Source organism: Corynebacterium mendelii (assembly GCF_017307055.1).
GTDB lineage: Bacteria > Actinomycetota > Actinomycetes > Mycobacteriales > Mycobacteriaceae > Corynebacterium > Corynebacterium mendelii.
Genome location: NZ_JAFLEQ010000003.1, coordinates 146,651 through 168,741, shown reverse-complemented (window position 1 = coordinate 168,741; position 22,091 = coordinate 146,651). Strand labels below are relative to the sequence as shown.

Below are 22,091 nucleotides of genomic sequence, written 5' to 3'. Positions count from 1 at the left end.
ACAACAGCCGACGGCACTAAGGGTGGGCAGCTCACCCGGCGACGCGGCCGGGTCCCGGCGGACCTACTCATCTTTGGTCTCATCCGCGGGCGGATTCATCCGCTGGGAGATCACCCGGGTAACCCCGTCGCCGCGCATGGTCACCCCGTAGAGCACATTGGCCACTTCCATGGTGGGTTTCTGGTGGGTGATCACGATCAGCTGGGAGTCGTGGCGCAGCTGCTTGAGCAGGGCGATCAGGCGGCGCAGGTTGACGTCGTCGAGGGCGGCCTCCACTTCGTCGAGCACGTAGAAGGGACTGGGGCGGGCTTTGAAAATCGCCACCAGCATCGCCAGGGTGGTCAGGGATTTCTCCCCGCCGGACAGAAGTGTCAGGCGGGTGACTTTTTTGCCCGGCGGGCGGGCCTCCACCTCGATGCCGGTGGTGAGCATATCGTCCGGGTCGGTGAGCACCAGCCGTCCGGTACCGCCCGGGAAGAGGGTTTCGAACACGGCCGGGAATTCTTTTTCCACGTCCCGCCACGCGTCGGTGAACAGGGTGAGGATTTTCCCGTCGACTTCCTCGATCACCCCGCGCAGATCCGCCCGGGCCTGTTCCACATCGGCCAGCTGCCCGGCCAGGAAGGTGTAGCGCTCCTCGAGGGCTTTATACTCCTCCAGCGCCAACGGGTTGACTTTCCCCAGGGACGACAACGATTTCTCTGCCCGGGCCAGCCGCTGCTGTTCTTCTTCCCGGTCGAAATCTTCCGGCAGCCGGTGGCTGTCCAGCAGTGCCGCCGGCGGGATCCCCATCTGCGAGTGCACGGCCTGTTCGGCCTGTTCGAGGCGCACCGCGGCGGCGGAGGCCGCAAGGTCGGCCTTGTGCGCTGCCTCGGTCAGTCCGGCCAGCTGCTGGCGTTTGTAGCCCACCGCGGTTTTCACCCGGGCCTGTGAGTCACTGGCCTGTTTTTTCTCCTCCGCCAACCGGTCACGGCGCGTCGCCGCCCGGGCGGTGGCATCGGCGACCCGGTCCCCCAGCTTGAGGGCATGCCCGTGGACGGCCGCAGCCACCGCGGCATACTGCTTCCGGGCCTCCATGGCTTTGTCGTGGCGTGCTTTGGCCTGCGCTTCGGCTTGTGCCCGCCGCCGCAGACTGTCGCCGCGTCCTTTGATCTGCCCGGCGCGTTCCTCGGCGGTGCGCAACGCCAGGCGGGCTTCCACCTCCATGGCGGTGACTTGTTCGAGTTCCTGCTGCGCCCGTTCTTTGTCCCCGGTGTCCGGTTCATCCAGCTGGTCGGGATCGTCGGCTCTGGCCAGCCTGTCGAGGGTGTCGGCGAGTTCGGCGCGCAGTGCCTCCAGCTGCTCTCCGGCGCTGTCACGCCGCTGTGCGGCCCGGTCCCGTTCCGCTTCGGTGGCCCTGGCCTGGGCTGACAGCCGGTTGGCGTCCCGGGTCAACTGTTCGACGGTGATGTCGTGCTCCCGCAGCGCGGCGGTGGCCGAGGCCTGGTTGACCCGTGCTTCACCGGCGGCTGTCGCCGCACCTTCCAGGGTGCCCGACAGTGTGCCGAGTTCTTTTTCCGCCTGTGCCAGGTGTTTTTCCGCGTCCGCGATCTGCGCCCGGGTGGTCACCGGGTTGGTTGCGCCCTGCCCGATCTCCAGCCAGCCGTGGCCGCGCAGTGTGCCGGACAGATCCACTGCTTTCAGCCGCGGGTCGGCGGCCACAACAGCCTGGGCGATCTCCGGTGAATCAACCACCACCACATCGGCCAACAGCCGGGTGATCGGGGCGCTGATCCGGGCATCGATGTCGATGTGGTCGAGCAGCCAGCCGGCCCCGGCGGGAAGATCGGCGTCCAGCCGCCACCGCCCCCCGGTGGTGTCGCTAGTGGTTGCCACCACGGTGGTGCGGGCAATCCCGGTGTGGTCGATACCGTCAAGCTCCGGGATGTCGATTGCTCCGGCCAGGGCGCTGGCGTGGGTGCCCAGCGCTGCCGCGCAGGCGGTGGCGTAGCCGTCCTCGACGGTCATCAGCCCGGCCAGGTCGCGGTAGTCGCCGATCCCGGCCAGCACCTGTGCGGCGGGGGCTTTCGGCATCGTCGACGACAGTGTGTCAATCCTGGACGACAGCCGGGAGACATGACGCTCCAGGTCTTTTTCTTTCTCCCGCAATTGTTCCAGGCGGGCTTCGGCTTCGTCGGCTTCCTGGGTGGCCTGCCGGAGTCTCTCGGCCAGAGGTTCCCGGTTGCGGGTCGCCTGGGTGAGGTCATCGGCCGCGGTGACCGCCTCCAGGCCGGTCAGGCGCACCCGTTCATCGAAGTCGGCGACCGTGGTGGCCAGTGTTTCGGCGTCATGTTCCAGCCGGGCTATTTGGGCGCGCTGGGATTCTTCGGCGGCCAGAAGACGCACCACGCCTTCCCGCCGGTCGGCGATGGCCCGCAGGCGTCTGGACAGCTCCGCTTCGGCGTTGCGGGCGGCTTCTTTTTTCGCCTCGACACTGTCCCGAATCGATTCCAGTCGTTCGGCGGCGATGTCCACCTCTTCTTCCAGGCGCTCAAGCTCCGCGTCGGCCGCTGCTGCCCGGGCGGCCAGCTCCTCGGGATCTTCCCCGGTGAAAGCGGTGGCCTCCGACTGGTTTTTCGCCCGGTCCGCGGCAATGCGGGCCGTCGCCGAGACCCGTTCAGCCAGGGATGACAGGTCGAACCACAGTTTTTGGGAGGCGTCCGCCCGGGGGATGATCTCGGCGAGCGTGGTGGCGATGTCTTCTTCTTCCGCCTCCAGGCCGGCCAGGTCTTTTTCTGCCTGCGCCAGCTCGGCGGCACGCGCGGAGGCGGTCCGGCGCGCCGCGGCAGACTCTTCGGTCAAGTGCAAAAGCTTGTCGACGGCGAGGTTGGTTTTCGCTTCCCTGAGTTCTGCTTGCACGGTGGCGGCTTTCTGCGCCGCCTGCGCCTGCCGGGCCAGGGGTTTGAGCTGCTTTTTCAGCTCCGCGGTCAAATCCTCCAGCCGGTCCAGGTTGGCCTGCATGCCGACCAGTTTGCGCTGCGCTTTTTCTTTGCGCCGCTTGTGTTTGAGCACGCCTGCGGCCTCTTCGATGTAGGCGCGGCGTTCCTCGGGCCTGGACTGCAGAATCTCGGCCAGCCGACCCTGGCCGACAATAATGTGCATCTCCCGGCCGATACCGGAGTCGCTGAGCAGCTCCTGGATATCCATCAGCCGGGCCTTGGAGCCGTTGATCTCGTATTCACTGGCCCCGTCGCGGAACATCCGGCGGGTGATCGAGACCTCCGAATAGTCGATCGGCAGCGCCTGATCGGAGTTGTCGATGGTCAGCGTCACCTCTGCCCGGCCCAGCGCTTTGCGTGATCCCGCGCCGGCGAAGATCACGTCCTCCATCTTCCCGCCGCGCAGGGTTTTCGCCCCCTGCTCCCCCATCACCCAGGCCAGGGCATCAACCACATTCGATTTACCGGAGCCGTTGGGGCCGACGACACAGCAGATGCCCGGCTCGAATTTCAGGGTCGTCGCAGACGCGAAGGACTTGAATCCTTTCAGCGTCAACGATTTCAAATGCACCGGGGGATTTTAACATTTGCCGCCCACCCCGCACGGTGGTTGCCGCACCTTCCCGGCGCCCCCGGCATCACCGGCAGCGGCCATTACGGTGAGTGCTTCACCCCTGGGCCGGTGGTGTCAGGGGGTTTTGCCCTCGATCTGCTCGGTGAGACGCAGTAGTTTTTCATGCCCCTGCTGCATGATGGCGATGATCTTCCGGCCGCGTTCAACTTCGGCGGTCAACTCGGCGATGCGCCGGTCTTTGTCATCGATCTCCGCGGTTAAGCGACGGATTGTTTCTTTGTCGTCGGGTGTCGTCATGGTGGCTTGTGCTGTTGGTTGTCTTCCGGCTCCGGCGGGAAAAGCCCGCAGGGGGCCGCCGGTGGTTATCCCCCGGCAATATCCGGGGCGTCGCACACGGCAGGCCCTCCGGTTGGATGGTGTCCCCCCAAAATACCCCGGCGTCCCGGTGCTGCCCCACGCCCGCCCCGCCCGGAACCCGGCGCTGCGCCCGGGAACGCACAACACCCATGGACGGGGGCAGAGAACCGACACTGGTCTGGCAGCGGTTTTCTATTGTGGGTGGCATGAAAATTTTCTTCGGGTGGAATGCCGATGGTGCCCCCTGGTCAACCGATGCCTCGTTGGGCAAGATCACCTGCGGCCAGCGTCAACTGGCGGATCTTCTGGCCACACGACTGGGCCTGGCGGCTGCCTGTGCGGCCACCCCGCTGCGGATAGCCGCCTGGCAGAAAGCCATCGACTACACGGTCAACACCGTCAACCACCCGCACGCGGCCTGGTGCGCCCGGTCCTTCGAACTCGACCCGTGGTCGGTGGCCACAACCACGCTGAAGCTGCGTGATCTTTTGGTTGGTGCCGGCTGGTACCCGGACACCACCGCCGATGTGGGGGAACACTCCCCCCGGATTGCCGCGCTCACCGCCATTGAGAAGCATCTTCCGCAAGCCCTGGCCGGGCAGGCGGATACGGGCGCAACGGGTGAGGGCCATGATGCTGCCGCAGACCACCGGCCGCAGGAGACGACCGGCACGATCGCGGCGGATCCGACCCGCACCTCGATTGTGGGCCCGGCCGATGTGGTCCGCGACATTGACCGTGTGCTGGCCGAACTCGTCGACGCATCGGTGCCCTGGGACACCCAGATCGAACAGCTTGTCGTCGGCCAGCCGATTGCCGGCCTGCCGCCGATCTGGCAGCGGATCCTCGGCAACCTGGCCACGCTGGGTGTGCCGGTGACCGAGGAGACCGGCCCGGACAGCATCGGCGAGCTGACCATGGTGAAAACCAACACCGAGTGGGAGGCCGCCCGGCTGGTGGCCTCCCACTGCCGCCGCCTCACCGACCGGGACGGGCGCTACTGGCTGGTGGCCGGCAATGCCACCGACGTATTGGACGGGGCGTTGGCCGACCGGGGACTGGCCGCGACCGGGGTGCGCAACACTTCCGCCGACCGGGCTGTCGCCCAGCTGCTTCCGGTGTTCATCCGGGCGGTGCAGCAACCCGTCGACCCGGATCAGCTGATTGCTTTTCTCACCCTGGAACTGGGCACCGTGGACATCGAATCCGCCAACGGCGGGATGACCTCTGTTGCGCTGGCGGTTGTTCCCGGGCAGCTGAAAAGAAAACTGCTCACCGCCCTGCACCGGCAGCGCGGGATCGACACCCCCGCGTGGCGTGACGCGATCGCCGGGGAGATTCGCGACAGCGACGGCACGGTCACCGGCTCCCTGTGGGATGAGGCCACCGCCGGGCTGGCGGCAAGCCTGGATGATCTGGTGCGGAAAAACCCGCTGGAAGCAATCGACGGCAGTTTGGGTAAAACCGGGGGCGCCGGGGCGATCTACCGGTGCGCGGACATCAACCGGCGCCTGGCCTGGCTCGCCGCCCGGCTGAACAAGCTGTTTGTCTCCCCGACCTCCCGGCAGGCGGCGTCGGCGGTGGATACGGCCATGTCCGTGATCGGCATGCATGACACCCTCACCGCCCACCAGCTCGACCAGATCATCACCACTGTCGCCGACAGCCTCACCACCCCCTACGGGTTGACTGAGGCCAGCGACAATGCGGCGGTGTGCCACACCCCCGCCACCCTGGGCTGCGGCAGCGGCGAAGTTGTGTGGTGGCTGCCGCAGCATCCCCCGCAGCCGGTCACCGGGCGGCTGCGCACCGGTGAAAGGGCACTGCTGGCCGACAGGGGAATCCATCCCATCGACGGGGCGATCGCCCACACCGCAGCCATCGAATCCGATCTGGCGGCTCTGCGGCGGCGCGGCAAAGTCACCGCCGTGTTGGCGGACAACTTCGAGATCGCCAACTCGGCCCCGGATCCTTTGCTGTCCTATCTGGCGATGGATCTGAAAAAAGCCGCCGGCAACACCTCCGACTTCGACATCTACTTCGACTCGCTGGTCCACGACTTCACCACCCTGCCCGACGGCCGGGATCCGGTTGTCGCCGAGATGGTAAGCCCCGGTGATTACCAGCAGGTGGCACCGGTGGCTGTCACCCGCCGGGAGGGTATCGCCGTCAAACAGCTGCCCGCCGGTGACCGGTTCATCCCGGAGCGGCTGAGTTTCACCCAGATCGACACGTTGCTCAGCCACCCCCTCGATTGGCTGATCCGCTACCGCTTCGGGGTGCAGTCCGGCCCGGTCCGCGAGGGTAATCCGGACCTGCGCAGCATCGGCACCCTGGCGCACGCGGTGGTCGAGCGCATCGCCAACAACCAGGGCGTCAGCCCCGACAACCCGGTCACCCTGACCACCGACGCAGCCACCATCGCCGCGATCTTCGATGAACTGGTGCCGGTCTACTACGCCGATTTCGATCTGCCGGAAAACATGGTCACCCGGGAATCGGCACTCGGCTTCATCACCTCGTCGATCCTGACCCTGTTCGAGGCCTTCGCCGCCACCGGCACCAGGGTCACCGGCGTGGAAACACACTTCTCCACCCCGCTGACCACCATTGACACCGGCACCGGACACCAGCAGGTGTCGGTGTCCGGTTACCGCGACATGGATGTTGTCACCCCCGACGGGATCCCGGGGGTCATTGATTTGAAGTTCGCCCGCTACACGGGCAAATACAAAAAACTGATCAGCAACAACCAGGCCCTGCAGCTGGCGCTGTATTCCCACGCGGTGGCCCGCGAACATCCGGAAGTTGCGCCCGCGGCGCTGCCGACCGGGTACTTCCTGCTCAAACACGGCGAGTTCCACTCCCCCCACCCCCTGTTCGACGGGGCGCCCGGAAAAGGTTCGCCCGACAGCCTGCTCACCTGTGCGCGGGCCTCGGTCACCGAGGTTCTCACCAGCCTGGCCAACGGATACATCCACGACCACGGTGCGGAACTGTTGAGCAACCATCTTCTGCCGGACGGCACGGTGGACACGGGCGCCGCCGACGCACTGGCCGCCGACTTCACCGCACGGGGCTTCCACATCCCCACCTCATCCATCCGCTACGCGGACACCGCCTACCTGACCGGCATTACGGGAGACTTCTCATGAGCGAAAAATTCACGATCATCACCGCGTCGGCCGGATCGGGCAAAACCTACACAATCACCCACGACATGGGCGACCGCCTGGGCACCGGACAACTGGATCCCGGGCAGATCATCGCCACAACCTTCACCAAAGCAGCGGCCGCCGAAATGTCCGGCCGGGTGCGCCAGGTGCTGCTCGACCGGGGGATGCTCGAGCAGGCCCAGGCCATCGATACCGCGCTGATCGGCACCGTCAACAGCATCGCCGCGAGGATCCTCACCGACTACGCCATTGAAAGCGGGGTGAGCCCGGATGTGAAAACCCTCGACCCGGAGGCAGCCCGACGTGCCTTCAACACCGCCTGCGGCGACTACATCACCGGTGTATTCCGCAGCAACCGGGAGCTGTTCGCCCGCACCGGCATGCCGCTGACAGCCGACGAGGGCCCCCACGCCGACCGCTACTGCCTGATGCAGGCAATAAACCAGATTGTGCAGCTGGCCCGGGCTAACAACATCTCCGCCACCGCGCTGAAGAAAATGGGGGAAAACACCACCGCCGAATTCACCGCCACCATGGGCCAGTTGGCGGAGCAGACGGGCATCTCCCCCGCCGGCAACCGGTCGGCCAATGCCGGTTTCGCCGCGTCACTGGAGCAGCTGGCCTGCGAGGTGCGGGAAGAAGTCGCCGCTTTCCAGCGCGACAAAGAATCCACCGAGTTCATCGGGAACAGCAGAGCCATCAAAGGGGCCTTGGAGGATGCCGACAACTGCGACGGCCTGGCCGCCCGGATCCGTCAGCTGCGCGCCCCTCTGCCCTGGGGCGATTACGAGCGGGAAATCACGAAATTAAAGCTGCGGCGAGCCGCCGGGAACATCCGCGCACAGGCCGACCGGACTGCCGCCGTGTGGTCCAGCCGGGAGTTCCTCGACGACTACCGGCAGGTGATAACCACGGTATTTACCGCCGCCGCCGACTGCCTGCGGCTGTATTCCGAGTTCAAACGGGTGCTCGGCATGATCGACTACACCGACCAGGAGCAAGGCGCGCTCGAGCAGCTGCGCTGCAACAAACAGGTCCGCGACGACATCGCCGAAACCTACCGGCTGCTGGTGGTCGACGAATTCCAGGACACTTCCCCCCTGCAGCTGGCGCTGTTCCTCGAGATCGCCGATCTGGTCGACCACGTCGTGTGGGTGGGCGATCCCAAACAGTCGATCTACCGTTTCCGCGGTGCGGACGCGAAACTGATGAAAGCGGTCATCGACGCCATCCCGGCGAAAGACAAACAAACACGATCGCTGACACAGTCCCACCGTTCGCAACCTGATCTGGTCACGTTTTCCAACGAGTTGTTCTCCCGGGTGTTCGCCCACATGCCCGGCAAGGAGGTGCGGCTTGCCAACTCTGCGGAAGCTGAGGCCGACAAAGCCACCGACCCCGGGGAGATTGTTTTCCTCACCACCCTGGCCAGTAACGCGGAACAACGCAAAAAAGCCCTCGCCGAATTCATGGCCCGGGAGGAAAACCGGCGCCGTCGGGACAATCCGGATGCGCCGGATATCTCCTGCGCCGTGTTGGGGCGCACCAACGGGGAAACACCGGATGCCGAACTTGCCGCCGTCGGGCTGCCGGTGTCGGGGGAAACAACCGATCCCTTCGACACCCGGGAAGGCCAGCTTCTGCGGGCCGCGTTGACGGCCTTGGTCGACCCCACCGACACCCTGGCGATCATGGAATTGGTCGCCCACATTGACGGCCATCCCGCCCACGATGACTGGTTCGACCGGTTGGCGGCCATTGTCGCCGGGGACGCCCCCGACGGCGAGACCCACCGCGAGAAACTGCACCGCGACACCCGGGCCCGCCGGCAGCAGGTCCGCCGCTGGTTCGACACCGACGACGGCGGGGTATTCGCCGAGCTGCGGGCGGTCCGCGATCGTATCGGCGTGCTCAGCCTTGCCGAAGCGGTCAAAACCGTCGCCCGGGCCATCCGTCTCGACGAAACCATCGCCGGCTGGACCACCCCCGATGCCCGGCTGCGCACCCTCACCTCGATTGTCACCCTCGCCGAGGACTACGCCTCCACCTGCCAGGCGAAACGCAAACCGGCCACTCTCTCCGGCCTGGTGTCCCATTTCCACGACGATTTCAACCGGAAAAACGACCCGGATTCCGCCCCGCCGGTGACCACCGAAGCCGGGGCCATCAACACCGGCACCATCCACAAAGCCAAAGGGCTCGGCTGGGACGAGGTCTATTACCTGGCCACCGCCAAAGACAAGTTCTCCCCCTCCGGGCAGTGGGTCACCCAGGCACAGCAACTCGATCTGTCCGATCCCCTGGCGGGCCGGGAAATCCGCTTCTGGCCGCGGCTCCCCCTCACCGGGGCGACCACCCGGGCGTTGCAGGTGCTGCCGCCCCACCGTGAGCAGTACCTGGCCGATCTGGAGGAAAACCAGCGGGTGTCCTATGTGGCTGTCACCCGGGCGAAAAAGAAACTCGTCGTGGTCGTCGACGGGACACCGAGGAAAAAGAACAATATCTTCACCACCCCCTTCGATATCGCCGCCACCTGTGCCGCCGACGGTGAGGATGCCCCGGACACCCCCGGCGGGAAGATGTCCCTGGCTTTTGCCGATACCGTGCCCGACGCCGAAGAGGACATCCCGGATGCGCCGCTGACCATCACCGGCCCGGACGGACAGTCCACCACCCTGTCGGTGCGCCGGGTGTCGATAGCGCCGCCGGCCGACGACGCCTCGCGGACAGTGGTTGCCGAACGGGTGAAAAAGACCCCGGCGGGCAGCCGGGACAGCGGTGTGGTGCGGGCACCATCGGGTACCGGTGTGTCCTACCGTTTCGCCGCCAGCAGCACCCCGTCAACCCCACACCTGCAGGACACAGCCGGTATCAGCGTTTTCGCCGATCTGGGCGGCCGTTTGGTCGACAAGGGCGGCGCCGGATGGAACATGATCGGCAATGCCGTGCACGCCTATCTGGCCTGCCCCTACAGCGGACTGGACGAGACGATGCAGCACACTGTCGCCGCCCGGCTGATTGACGGCTACGGGGTGGCCGGAACCATCACCGCCCACACAGTCATCACCGCCGGCAGGCGCTGGTCGGAGTTTGTGCACACCACCTTCGCCGACCGCGGATACACCCGCCTGACAGAGGTTCCCTTCATGTGGCGAAACGACGCCGCACAGGTCGCCGAAGGGTGGATGGATGAGCTTGTCCGTCTCGGCGACGGCGATGGCACCGGTTTCGTGGTGGTCGACCACAAAACCTATCCCGGCCACGACCCGGTCGGGCATGTCCGGGACAACTATCTCGGGCAGATGGACGTCTACTGCCGCGCCATTGCGGAGACCACCGGGAAAAAACCGGAACAGATCCTCATCCACATGCCGTTGATCGGCAAGGTTCTGGCGGTCACCGGGCTGTAACGCCCCACCGGGCGCAGCGCCGCGGCCGGCCCCGCACCGGCTGCAGCGGACTGTGCCGGACGGCGGTGGAGCAGGACAGCACAGCGCAAACCACAGGGAGGATAAGGTCACCGTATTGAACGACAGCATCTGCCAGCACCCGGCCGATGATCAGGCGGGCAAGGACAACACGGGCGGGTTTTTCCGCTGGGACGACGACTTCGGTGATGACCCCTTCGTCTTCGACCGGGCCGCCGATATCCCCGATACCGGCCAGATTATGGTCGATCCGGATCTTTTCCCGTGGGCGGGACCGTGGTGCGGTCTCACCGACACCACCGGGCCGGTGGCCGCCGACCAGCTGGCCGGGCTGTGGTGCCGTCACCACGTCGGCCTGCCGCTGGAACGGCTGTCCCCGGCGGTGGCCGGGCTGATCGGCAGCGGGGTGGGTGAACCGGCCCCCGGCGGCGGCACCCGCCCGCTGGGCACCGGCCTGTTGGGCCGTGCGGCCACCGCCGGCGACTCCGTCGCCGCCATGGAAGCAGCCACTTTCGGCCCCAGCCTGGAAGTCGAGGCCCTGGTGTCCACCATCGTCGCCGCAGCAGGCGCAGCCCCCGCAACGGCTGCCCCGTGCAGTTACGATCAGGCGATCGCCCGGTTTGTTCTGTGGCTGCGTCTGCATGGCCGAGGCCCGGCCAGACCGTATCAGCCGGGCGGGCAGCTGACCGACCGGATCGGTGATCTGTGCTCCACCCTGCACTACGCCGACCCGGTGGCACAGATGGTCACGGCGACAGTCCAGTCACTGCCTGCCGCAGACGACCTCGACCACCGGGTCACCGACATCATCGCCCGACGACTGCAGGGCGCCACCCTGCAGGAGCTGGGGGATTGTTACGGACTCTCCCGGGAGCGAATCCGCCAGCTGGAGGCAACGTTTGTCACGCCCCTGACCAACAACCGCCATTTTTCCCGGCTGGTCGACACGCTGGTCTACAGCATCGACCCGGTGACCGCCATTGACCACCTGTGCGCCGCCGCCCCCGGCATCGACACCCCGCTGCCGGTGAGCCGGACAAGTCTTGTCGAGGTGATCCTGAAAACCACCGGCGCGCTGGAAACCACCGGTGATCTCATCCACCGGCCCGGCTTCCGCCAGCAGCTGGACGCTGCCGTCGACCAAGCCACCGACCCGGCGGGGACGGCACTTGTTGACGACTACGCCGCCGCCGCGGGACTGGACACAGCCTGCGTGCCCGCAGTGCTGGAGACCATGGGTATTGCCCACCTGATCATCGGCGACCGCATCGCCTTCCACGTCGCCAACCGGCAGGACCGGGTGGCCAGTGTGTTGCACATCACCGGAGAACCGATGACGATTGAGCAGCTGCTCGCCGCCACCGGTGACACCGGGAATCCACGGGGTTTCGCCAATGTCATGTACCCGGATGACAGGCTGGTCCGGCTCAGCAAAGACACCTGGGGCCTGGCCAGCTGGGGCCGTGAGGAATACACCACCATCGTCGATTTGATCGACCGGCGGGTCGGTGACGGCTCCTACCCCTACGACCGGATGGTTGAGGAACTCACCGGTTTCGGGGTGGCCCCCAGTGCGGTCTACCTCTACTGCCGCGGCTTCGATTTCACCGTCGAAAACGGCCGGGTCATCCGCCGCACAACCCCGGTGTCGGTCCACCAGCAGCCGGAGATGACCCCCGGGCTGTACCACATCGGCGACAGTTGGCTGCTGCGCGCGGAGGTCACCGCCGATCATCTGCGGGGTTCGGGTATCGGGTTGTCGACGGTGTTTGCCACCATCTACAACCTGTCGCCGCGCGGCAGCGTGGAGCTTGCCACACCACTCGGCGATGTCCAGACCCTGCGATGGAAGCAGCTATACAACACGCAATTGAGCACGATCCGCCGTTTTTTCACACTGCGCGGTTTGAAAGAAGGCGACCGCATGTGGCTGATTTTCGGCCCCGACAGCTTCGATGTGCAGCCATGCTCGCCGCGGCGGCCCGGATTGCAGGGATGGCCGGGAGTCCTCAACGACATGGGTGCGGATGCTGTGCCGCCCGGCCTTGGCCAGCATGCCGCCGCGGGAGACCACAATGAACTGGGCATCATCGCCGCAGCCATCGGCCTGGAGCACACAGCATCCCACAAGCAGGTGGTTGAACGCCTGAAACAGCGCGGCGAGGACCAGCTGGCGGCACGTGTCGACGAATTGGGGTGACCGGAGAACCGGACTGACATCCATTCCCGCCCCGTGTTGGGTGTGCCCGGTGCACGGGCGCCACGGTGGGGCGGTGGACCAAGCCGGGGTTCCCCCGCCCCGGACAGGCAGACGGTAGTGTGTGCCGTGACCGGACCCCGATGAAAAACATACAAAGGACCATCTGCCATGGACGAGCAGCCGCCCATCCCCGAAGGATTCGACCCGGAACGGGTATTCAGCGCCATCAAACAGGAAGCCAGGGCGCTGTCCCCTGCCGCGGATGTGAGCATCAACCATGACGCCACCGAGGCCGTGGTCTTCGCCGCCGGTCACCGCATGCAGTTTTTCTTTCAATCCCAGACACTGCTGTGTGTGGGGATGGTGCCGTCGACAAATCCGGAAAACATCGTCGACCAGGGGTTGGGCCTGGAATTCAGCCGGTCGTTGAACCTGCCCTACAACGGGTCGTTGACCGCCCAGAATGTTTTCCAGCTTCCCGACGGCAGCCTGGCCGCCGACCTTGATGGCATTGCTGTCGAGGATATCCAGGCCACCCGGTGTTTTTGCCTGCGGGCCCTTCCCCTGACCGTCCCGGTCACCGATGCCCACCTGAGGGCGGTGGTCAACCGTTTTTTCGTTGACGTCGCCGATGCAATCAAATTATCGGTGCAACAAACAGGATGGGCCTGCGACGAATTCACGCCCCTTGCCGGCGAGCAATTCGCGGGTGATCTCCTCGACACTGACGTGATCATGGGCATCGCCACGAAGCTGGGGCTTTCTTGCCACCTGGACGAACAATGGGGCCGCTACGAGATCGGTGGCGACGATACTGTGTCGGTGACCATTGACGAGGATCCTTCCGGACAGCTGCGGATCTGGTGCGAGATGACCACCGAATCCCCGCAGCACTTCCACGACGAGGACTACTACTTCAGCGTGCTGCTGGCGTTAAACGGCCTCCAGGGCCACTATCCGGCACTGCGGATGAGTCTGACCGAGGCCGTCGACTACACGGCCACCTTCCACATCGAAAGCGTGGTGGATATCCCCGCGGGAGAAGCCAACACCGACTTTCTGTCCGCGGCCATCACCGATGTCGTCAAGGCGGCGGAACAGTGTGACTCCGGGCTGGGCGCGATGATCCTGCGGGCAGGCGTCGAAGACGATTAGCCGGCCGCCGGTGCCATCCGGGCGCATGTGCCGCATCCATTACCGGACACCCGGATCCGGCGGGTGGACAAATCGGTGCCGGCACAGGCCGGAAAACACCCTGCTGTTTGACGCTGCGTCCGGTGCCGTGACCGCTTGCCGTCAACACCCCTGTCCCGCACACCCTGGTTGCACCGGGATTCCCGCCGCCACACGACCCGCCGGAGACCACCGGCCGTGCCGGGACGTGTCGGCAGGATTGCCCTTGACCGGGGTAGGACATCGACTCCCCGGCCAGCCGCAACACTGTAAACTGTGGCAAGCCTAGCCTTGTTCTGATCGGAGGGTCCCGTCATGTTCCACTTGTCCGCACTGTCGCTTCTTGTCGCCGCCATCTGTTGGACGATTGGGGATATGCTCATCGTCGGTTTCGCGAAACCGGACAAAAAACGGTTCGGTGGTTTCATCAAGACCATGGGCGATGATATTTACGCCTATCTTCTGCCCGGCTCTGAAAAACGCCTGCGCTGGGGGGCGCTCATCGCCAACTACTCGATCCCGTTGCTGCTGTTCGGCTGCTGGTCGCACTGGCTGCTGATGGGCAACACCACCGTGGGCCGGATAGGGGTGGTGCTGTTGGCTGTCGGCATCACGTTGTCCCCGCTGGCGCACGCGGCCTACTATCCGCTGGCCGCCACCGCGAAGCTGGCGTGGCAGGACTACCGGGACGGGGCCAACGAGACAGCATCGATGGTCACCGCCCGGGAGATGTTCGTGTTTTTGAAATTCAGCTGGTTCCCGGCGATTGCGTTGAGCTTCTGCGGCGGATTGCTGATCACCGTCTCGATCGCCGCCGGGTGGACTGTGTTTCCGCAGTGGATGTGTGTGTTCACCCCGACAGTTCTTCTGGTGCCGTGCATGCTGGCGACCCGCCTGCCTTATCCGGGTAAACCCCTGCTGGACGGCGCCATTTTCAATCTCGTGCTGCTTGTGTGGGCCGTGGCGCTGCTGATCGGCGGGGCGGTCTACGGTATCCGCTAGTCATCGGGTCCAGCCCCCGGCGGGCACCGGTGGCCGTTGGCACCAAGGCCGCGTCGCCGAATCAGGTGCGGTCTATTCCACTGATTTCCAGGGCACGGTCGATGTGTTTGGATGCCGATGCCGTCATTGCCGAAGGCGGTGTGATCGTTGTCCCAGGCATCATCATCAGGTTCGACCAGTTCGCTCTCACCTTCCTCGGCTGACGCTTCGGCAAAAACTGTCACCGACTACTCGGGAGGGGCCGACAACACCCCGCTGGCCGGCACCAGGGCGCGGAAGGCGCCGTCACGTATTTTCTCGGCGGCGGCTTTTCCTTCCCGGTCGCCGAAATGTTTCAGCAGCGTGACCACGGAATCAGCGGTACGGAAGGCTTCCAGCTCATCGAATGTGTCGTGGTGCGCCCAGCGGTTGCGTACCGTGCGCAGTTCGCTGCCCAATGACGAGACGATTGTGCCCCCGCCGGTGCTGAAAGGATAGCGGTAGCGCCCCAACGATTCGGTGATCATGCGCTGCTGCACCGACACATCAGTGCGGACGTAGTTGTCTTCATCCCGCAGGCGCCCCCGGTCGGCGTCACACGCTTTTTAAGCACCCGGGTCCAATCGACGGGCTGCCCCACTTTTTGGTTCATGACACGGCCGATAATGGGATCGAGTTGCCGCGCCAGCAGTTGAAGAACCTGATCGATTATTGCAGTAGCCGGACACTCACGGGTGGTCCTATTCCACATGATAGGTCCCCACCTTCTTACCCGACGGGGGGTGACTATGCCCCGGGGAACAGGCGGCACAGCGGGCGGAGACGCATATTTTTCCTGTCTTTTCACCGGTGTTGCCCAATAGGCAACCACGACAACGGCCCGGACACACCGGTCGGTGGATCTGCCGCCCTATCGGCGCCGGGGTGCGGCAGCCGGTGCCGTTTGCCCGTGGATCACACGGATCCGCCCCCGGTCTTTTCCGCTGGCCCAGGGGCTGAGGGGCGCGGTGACAAGCCCCATGGCGTATGTGGACGGGGTACCGTTTGTTTTTCCCGGCGGCCCGGACATGGACCCTGCCGGCTGGTTTCTGCGGCACGCGGGACGCCCCGGAACACCGGCTCGGGTCAGCTCCGGTTCACCGGGCCGATGGTCCGGTCGGGTCGCCGATGGCGTAGCGGACACAGTTGCGGTAGAAGTCGACGCAGGTCCGTACCGCCAGGCCAACGGCGTTTTCCAGCTGGTCGTCAGTCAGGCCCCGCCGGGAAACAACTTCCGAGCGGGAGGAGAAAATCACATGCCCCTCCTCTTCGTGGGTGATGTGGGCGGTACCGAAACGGTAGTTGCGGTTGATGGTGTTGACCCAGCCGATGACATCACGCAGATCAGTGTCGTTGGAGATGTCCAACCCCATGTAGGTCGCCACCGAACAGTAGTAGTCCCCGCGGAAGGTGATCTCCAGGTTCACTTCCTCGTAGCGGCCGATGAGCACATCATCGCCGTCGGTTTCCAGGGCGATACCCAGATCGCGGCAGGCGTCTGCCACGCGGTCCATCGTCACCGGTCCACGGTCTTTGTAGCGGACTGCTTTGGTTTCTGTCATGGCTTGTTTTCTTGCTTTCCGGGTCGAGGCTTGAGGTGAGGTTGTGCGGGCCGGTTGGTCGCGGTCACCGCTGCGCCGGGCGGCTAGTCCAGGCTCATCTCTTTCAGGTCCTCGAAGTTGTCCATGAAAATATCGAGGGCGTCGGCGGTCTGGTTGAACATCCGGCCGAGGGTTTCAAACAGCTGGTCATCGGCGATGCCTTCAGGCCAGAAGGAGGAGGCTTCGCTGGCCACCATCGGCACATCGTCGAGCACGATGATCGTCGCCAGCGAGGTGGTGTTGAGCTGGTTGGCTACCACCAGTGCCAGATCAACTTCATCCTCGCCCCCCAGCCTGGTTTTGCTCATGGCCGCAACCATCAGCGAGTTCGGCAGGTTGGCGGTGACCTGGTACCACATCGATTCCATCGGGCACCACAGGGACTGGTCGTTTTTGTCGTACTGGTAATCAATGCCGCGTTTTTTCAGCCATTCGATCACCCGTTCCGGGGTGACCGGCAGGTATTCGCAGGTTTCATTTCCCCAGGAGTCAACATCAAAGGCGTGGCTGTCGCGGAGCACGGACTCGTCCTCGTTGTCGTCGGTGGTCACTGTGTCCCGGCCGGTGGTTTTGTCGGCGGTGTCAGCGGGTCGTTTTTCCTCCCCGTCTGCCCCGGGGGCTTGTCCGGCATCTGTCTGACCGCTGGTGGCGGCCGCTTTCGCGGCTATGGCCGCCTTTTCTTTGTCGGCAGTATGCAGCCCGCCGGTGACAGCACCGGCTGCACCGGCAGCGGCACCGGCTGCACCAGCGGCGGCACCGGCGGCTGCGGTGGTGCGGGTTTTCTCCCTGGCGGCTTTGTCCCGGGCTTCCTGCTGACGGCGGGCAAGCTCAGCGGCTTCTTTTTCGGCTTTCTGCTTGGCCAGCCGGTTGGCTTCGGCTTTTTTCGCCGCGGCCCGCTCGGCGGCGGTGCGGGCTTCAGCCTCGGCTTTCTTGCGCTCGTCGGCGGCCCCGGCTTTTTCCTGTGTGCCGGATTCGCTCTGGGAGGTGGTGCCGTCGGCGGTGGCGTCCTGCCCGGCTGCCGGGGCGGAGGTGTTCCCGGTGGTGTCCGCGGCCTTTTTCCGGCCATCGTCGCCGGAGGTGGTATCGGTTTTCTTCCGGCTCGAATCATCGTCGCGGTGATTGCCGCCGGGTTGATCGTCATAGCCTGTCGGGGCCGGTTTCGACGCCGGTGCCGGAGCGTCGTCGGGTTGCTCGTCCTCCCCGGCGCCGTATTCGGTGTTGAAGCGGCGGGCGATGGTGCGGCAGGAACGGTAGATGGCGCGGAAGTGGTCGTCGAACTGGGCGTCGGTCATACCGTTTCTACCGGCGATGATCGGGCCGTCGACACACAGCAGCAGGCCTTCGCTGACCGTTTGAACACTGACTGACACATAGGGCCGGAGGTTCATTTCGTTGGCGAAGGTCAACAGTTCGGTGCGGCGGCGCAGCGGCAGTTCCTGGCCGACTGTCTGCATCCGCACCACCACCAGTTTCGGTGCCTGGCGACCGTCGAGCAGCACCGGCAGGCCGGCGATTTCACAGGAAGAGACTTCGTCATTGACCGACAACGGATCAAGATTCATCCGTTCGGCGGCGGCCTCCAGCCGGGAGACATCCAGGGGCGCACCCGTATCCTGCACCGGAGTGGCGTTGTTGTGCGGGGATGATTGCTGCATTAGTTGTTGTTCTCCTCACCGGTAGCCGCAGCGCATTCCGGGATCGTCCGGTCAAGGTAGTCGCCGACGGCTTTCGTCGACACGACCGCCTGGTTGAGGAAATCCCACAGCTGCTGGTCAGTCATCCCGGATGCCACCGGAATGTATTCGGCCGTGGTGATCCGGCCGTGATCATCATTGACGTTGACTGACGGGACCAGCCGCTGGCAGGAGATGCGGTTGGTGACCTCCAGCGCATAGAAGCGGTCGTCATTGGTCACCAATGATCCGGTCCACAGCCCGTCAACCATGAGCACGTCGTGGGAGAGGGTGACAAACACCCGCACTGACGGGAAAGGGAACGTACACGCCCCGTCCTCGTCGACGGTGTATCCGGGCAGTCGTGTGGCAAACCACTGCTCGATTCTCTTCTGGGTCACGGTCATGTTCGACATGGGGTTGAAGGCCTCATCACCTAGCGTTGGTCACATGCGTTTCACGCATGCCTGCTGCCGTGCGCGTCCGCGGATTGTTCACCGTAAAAGTTCACGTAAAAGTTCACGCAAAAGTTCACGGGAAACAGCGGACTCACACTTTAAACACAAGTTTATGTCACAACACCAGAGTTTTTAAGTAAATCCCGCATAATCGAACACCTTTTTCCTCTGTTGTCACACCACGGGCGCCACCACCGCGCAGCAGCAGCCGGCAACGGCTGATATCGCCGTTGCATCTGACCCGCATAAACCGCATCCCGGAGACAACTCACCCGTGGCCCGGCGGCGCGTTGGTCTTTTTCCGGTAACCACGACCGCACCACCGGTTGACCGACGCCGGATCAGGGCACGCCCGGACAGGTCGGCGGTTTGTCGCCCATTTTTCCCGTCTCCGCTGCACCCCGGAAGGTCCCCCACCCGTGCCTGTGCAGGTGCAGGTACAGGCATATTTCATCCCGCTAACCGGCCTGCATGGACGATCACGGTCCACACCCGTCACACCCCCGGTCCGGGTGGGCTTTCGGTTGCGGATCATGATACCCAGGGACAATTATGAAAGGTATCGATAACAGCCGCTGTGTCTTTTATTGTTTCCACTTCATAAATACCCCCCGTCCGGGGCAGCGCCCATCCGGGACGGTCGGAGTCCGGGTGGAACAAACCACAGCAGCTTGCCCGACTGACAATCCGCACCGCCGTTTCGCCCCACCACACCCCTCTTGTATCCACCATGTCCCACACTGTTGACCAGTCCCCCAACCGGCTTTCGACCCTGCTGGTGAAATACCGGCCGGAATCGCTGCGCGATTTCCTGCTGCGCACCGCCACCGGTGTCGAGGATCTCTACCGGCGAGACGGTGTGCTTGATGAGGATACGCCGGTTGACCTGCAGCCGGATTGCTGGACCACCTGGCGGCGGCGTACCGGTCTCAACCATGACGATTCAGCAGCCGATCGGCGTACCGAGGCTTTTCTTTTCCGGCGTCTCAGGCGTTTTCTGCATGTCGACGACCAGGACCGGGCCGATTCCTACTGTGCGGTGGCCACCGGGCAGGCCGCCTACCGGGACATGGATCCCCGGCAGCAGACCTTCGCGCGGATGCTGGTGACCGTCATTTACTATCCATTCCCCGGGGAATACGATGCGATTGCCTTCCCCGAAACCATTGACGGGGCGCTGGCCCAAATCCGCTCCTGCCCCGCCTTCGCCCGGGAGCTGGCCCAACTGTTCGCTTTCACCCTGCGCCGGGGACACCGGGTGAAAAAACCGGTATCCGGCGGCTTTGCAAACGGGGTGTTGCGCCTGCATGCGCAGTACCGCATCCAGGAACTCATCGCCGCGGTCTCCAAACAGTTGATCGGATTGGAAACCACCCGCCCGGAAGAAGAGGGCACCTACGATTTCATGGCCTCCCGGCTGACGTTGTTGGCGGCCACCTTGTCGGACAAAGGCGTGACCGCCGGCGGGGACCGCCACACTGTGGCGCTCAGCCCGAAAAAGATTGCCTGGACCGCCCCGAGTGGTTTCACCCTTGACTCACCCCGCGGGCAGATGTACCTCCACCACGACGACAACCGGCACACGATTTTTCTGGCGGTGCGCAAAAAATCCGCGCATTCCGGAATCCCGGCGGAATTCACCCTGTTGGGTCCCGCCCACTACAGCACCCACCGGGGAGAAGATGCGGTGGAGTTTGTCGCGCTGCTCGAGGACGCCATGCCCACCGAACTGTGCCAGCAGTGGCTGGCCTGCGGCTGCTGACTCGGCTTTCCCTCTCACCTGGGGCACGCGGTCGAGAAGGTTCGAGTCCCAGTCGTTTACGCCCGGGTTTTTCCTCCGCTGCCTGCTGCCCCAACGGCAAAGCCCCGCCGACGGCTCACGGCTGTCGGCGGGGCGGTTTTTCTGTTTACCCCCGCAGGGCTGGTGGTGTTCCGGCGGGTTATTTCACCCGGCGGTAGGAGATCAGACCGTATTGTTCGGGACGGTCGGTGATCGGGTCGTCACCGGTCCAGCACTCCATGTTCTGCCAGCCTCTCAGGTTCGGCAGATCATCACGGTGGAAGATCGGGTCGAGGCCTTCGGCTTTCTGTTTCGCGAAGTGTTTCAGCAGGGCGACAGCCACCCCGCCCAGCGGGATGATCGCGCACAGGTTGACAAACACCATCAGGCCGGAGAACACGTCGGCCAGCGCCCACACCAGCGGAACCGTACCCAGGGTTCCCAGGAACACGCAGATGACCACCAGTGCACGGAAGGAGTTCATCACGGTCTTGGAGCGGGTGAGGAACTCGATGTTGGATTCACCGTAGTAGTAGTTGCCGATCACCGAGGAAAACGCCAGGAACAAAATAACGATCGACAGGAAGTCGACACCCCATCCGCCGACGCTGGCGGCGAGGGATTCCTGGGTCAGGGACACGCCCTGATCGCTGGGCTGAAGATCCGGATTGGCCAGCAGAATAATGAAGGCGGTGACCGAGCAGACGATGATGGTGTCGAAGTAGACGCCGAGAGTCTGGATCAGGCCCTGTTTGGCCGGGTGGGACACCGAGGCGGTGGCCGCGGCGTTGGGGACCGAACCCATGCCGGCTTCGTTGGAGAACAGTCCGCGCTTGATGCCGGTCATGATGACGTGGCCGATAACGGCACCACCGAAGGAACGCAGTCCAAAGGCATGGGCCCAGATGCTGGCGATCATGCCGGGAATTTCGGCGATGTTGATCAGACACACGATCAACCCGAGAACAATGTAGGCCACCGCCATCAACGGCACCAGGACCTGGGTGACCGCGCCGATGCGCTGCACGCCACCGAAGATAATGGCACCGGTGAAAGCGGCCAGCACGACACCGACGATGATTTTCACGGTCATCGGGTTGGCGCCGGAAAACGAGGTGGTCATGGCGTCGGCAATCGAGTTCGACTGCACAGCGTTGAAGACGAACCCGTAGGTGAAGGTGATCGCCACCACGAAGATCACGGCCAGCCAGCGGAACTGCTGGCCCAGACCGCGGGTGATGTAGTAGGCGGGACCGCCGACGTAGGAATCTTTGTCACGGACTTTGTAGACCTGCGCCAGGGTGGATTCCACAAACGAGGTGGCCCCACCGATAATCGCCAGCGTCCACATCCAAAACACCGCCCCGGGACCACCGGTGGCAATCGCGATGGCCACACCGGCGACGTTGCCGGTGCCCACCCGCGAGGCCGCGGAGATCGTGAAGGCTTTGAAGGCGGAGATATTGTCGCGCCCGTCTTCCATCTGGGAGGGCTTTTCGACAATGGCTTTGAACATCTCGGGGATGTAGCGCAGCTGGACGAGGATGGTCGACCAACAGAAATACAGGCCAGCCAGGGTGAGGGCGAAGGGAATGACCAGCCACTCGTAGCCGCTGACGGCACCGACGAATTTTGTTACAGCTTCCATGAAGATGCAGTTTAGACCGCGTTAA

13 protein-coding genes are annotated in these 22,091 nt (G+C 64.5%); 6 read left to right on the top strand and 7 right to left on the bottom strand.

Translation table 11 applies throughout. From position 1 onward, the window contains the following. Nucleotides 1–63 precede the first annotated feature (63 nt). Complete coding sequence (smc, locus tag JZY06_RS00725) at nucleotides 64–3,549, bottom strand: chromosome segregation protein SMC (protein WP_207117566.1); 3,486 nt, start codon at nucleotides 3,547–3,549, stop codon at nucleotides 64–66. 117 nt (nucleotides 3,550–3,666) lie between these two features. After that, a complete protein-coding gene (locus tag JZY06_RS00720; protein ID WP_207117565.1) occupies nucleotides 3,667–3,849 on the bottom strand; it encodes a hypothetical protein in 183 nt (60 codons plus the stop codon). A 266-nt stretch (nucleotides 3,850–4,115) separates the two neighbouring features. Here JZY06_RS00720 and JZY06_RS00715 point away from each other — a divergent pair, with 266 nt between their 5' ends. The 5 genes from JZY06_RS00715 to JZY06_RS00695 all read left to right on the top strand — a co-directional run bounded on the left by JZY06_RS00715 (nucleotide 4,116) and on the right by JZY06_RS00695 (nucleotide 14,888). Further along, nucleotides 4,116–7,064, top strand: coding sequence for a PD-(D/E)XK nuclease family protein (locus JZY06_RS00715; protein WP_207117564.1), 2,949 nt, complete (start codon nucleotides 4,116–4,118; stop codon nucleotides 7,062–7,064). Beyond that, the gene (locus JZY06_RS00710) at nucleotides 7,061–10,495 is read left to right on the top strand and encodes a UvrD-helicase domain-containing protein (protein ID WP_207117563.1); all 3,435 of its coding nucleotides are present in this window, start codon (nucleotides 7,061–7,063) and stop codon (nucleotides 10,493–10,495) included. The genes JZY06_RS00715 and JZY06_RS00710 overlap by 4 nt, the downstream gene beginning before the upstream one ends. A 115-nt stretch (nucleotides 10,496–10,610) precedes the next feature. Further along, a complete protein-coding gene (locus JZY06_RS00705) occupies nucleotides 10,611–12,713 on the top strand; it encodes a sigma factor-like helix-turn-helix DNA-binding protein (RefSeq protein WP_207117562.1) in 2,103 nt (700 codons plus the stop codon). 168 nt (nucleotides 12,714–12,881) lie between these two features. Further along, nucleotides 12,882–13,868 carry a hypothetical protein gene (locus tag JZY06_RS00700; protein ID WP_207117561.1) on the top strand — a complete coding sequence of 329 codons (987 nt, stop codon included), beginning with the start codon at nucleotides 12,882–12,884 and terminating at the stop codon, nucleotides 13,866–13,868. 333 nt (nucleotides 13,869–14,201) lie between these two features. Next, the gene (locus tag JZY06_RS00695) at nucleotides 14,202–14,888 is read left to right on the top strand and encodes a DUF6796 family protein (protein ID WP_207117560.1); all 687 of its coding nucleotides are present in this window, start codon (nucleotides 14,202–14,204) and stop codon (nucleotides 14,886–14,888) included. Between the two features lie 227 nt (nucleotides 14,889–15,115). On the opposite strand, the gene JZY06_RS00690 is transcribed toward JZY06_RS00695, so the two are convergent. The 4 genes from JZY06_RS00690 to JZY06_RS00675 form a co-directional block, all read right to left on the bottom strand. After that, the gene (locus tag JZY06_RS00690; protein ID WP_255568394.1) at nucleotides 15,116–15,445 is read right to left on the bottom strand and encodes a Swt1 family HEPN domain-containing protein; all 330 of its coding nucleotides are present in this window, start codon (nucleotides 15,443–15,445) and stop codon (nucleotides 15,116–15,118) included. 558 nt (nucleotides 15,446–16,003) lie between these two features. Further along, nucleotides 16,004–16,468: a type III secretion system chaperone family protein gene (locus JZY06_RS00685; RefSeq protein WP_207117558.1), complete on the bottom strand. Its 465-nt coding sequence runs from the start codon at nucleotides 16,466–16,468 to the stop codon at nucleotides 16,004–16,006. Between the two features lie 83 nt (nucleotides 16,469–16,551). Further along, on the bottom strand, nucleotides 16,552–18,162 hold the full coding sequence (locus JZY06_RS00680) for a hypothetical protein (RefSeq protein WP_207117557.1): 1,611 nt from the start codon (nucleotides 18,160–18,162) through the stop codon (nucleotides 16,552–16,554). Then, nucleotides 18,162–18,596, bottom strand: coding sequence for a YbjN domain-containing protein (locus JZY06_RS00675; RefSeq protein WP_207117556.1), 435 nt, complete (start codon nucleotides 18,594–18,596; stop codon nucleotides 18,162–18,164). The genes JZY06_RS00680 and JZY06_RS00675 overlap by 1 nt, the downstream gene beginning before the upstream one ends. A 772-nt stretch (nucleotides 18,597–19,368) precedes the next feature. Here JZY06_RS00675 and JZY06_RS00670 point away from each other — a divergent pair. Beyond that, entirely contained in the window at nucleotides 19,369–20,400 is a 1,032-nt protein-coding gene (locus JZY06_RS00670; protein ID WP_207117555.1) for a DUF3427 domain-containing protein, read from the top strand. Between the two features lie 178 nt (nucleotides 20,401–20,578). On the opposite strand, the gene JZY06_RS00665 is transcribed toward JZY06_RS00670, so the two are convergent. Further along, entirely contained in the window at nucleotides 20,579–22,066 is a 1,488-nt protein-coding gene (locus JZY06_RS00665) for an alanine/glycine:cation symporter family protein (protein WP_207117554.1), read from the bottom strand. Nucleotides 22,067–22,091 lie beyond the last annotated feature (25 nt).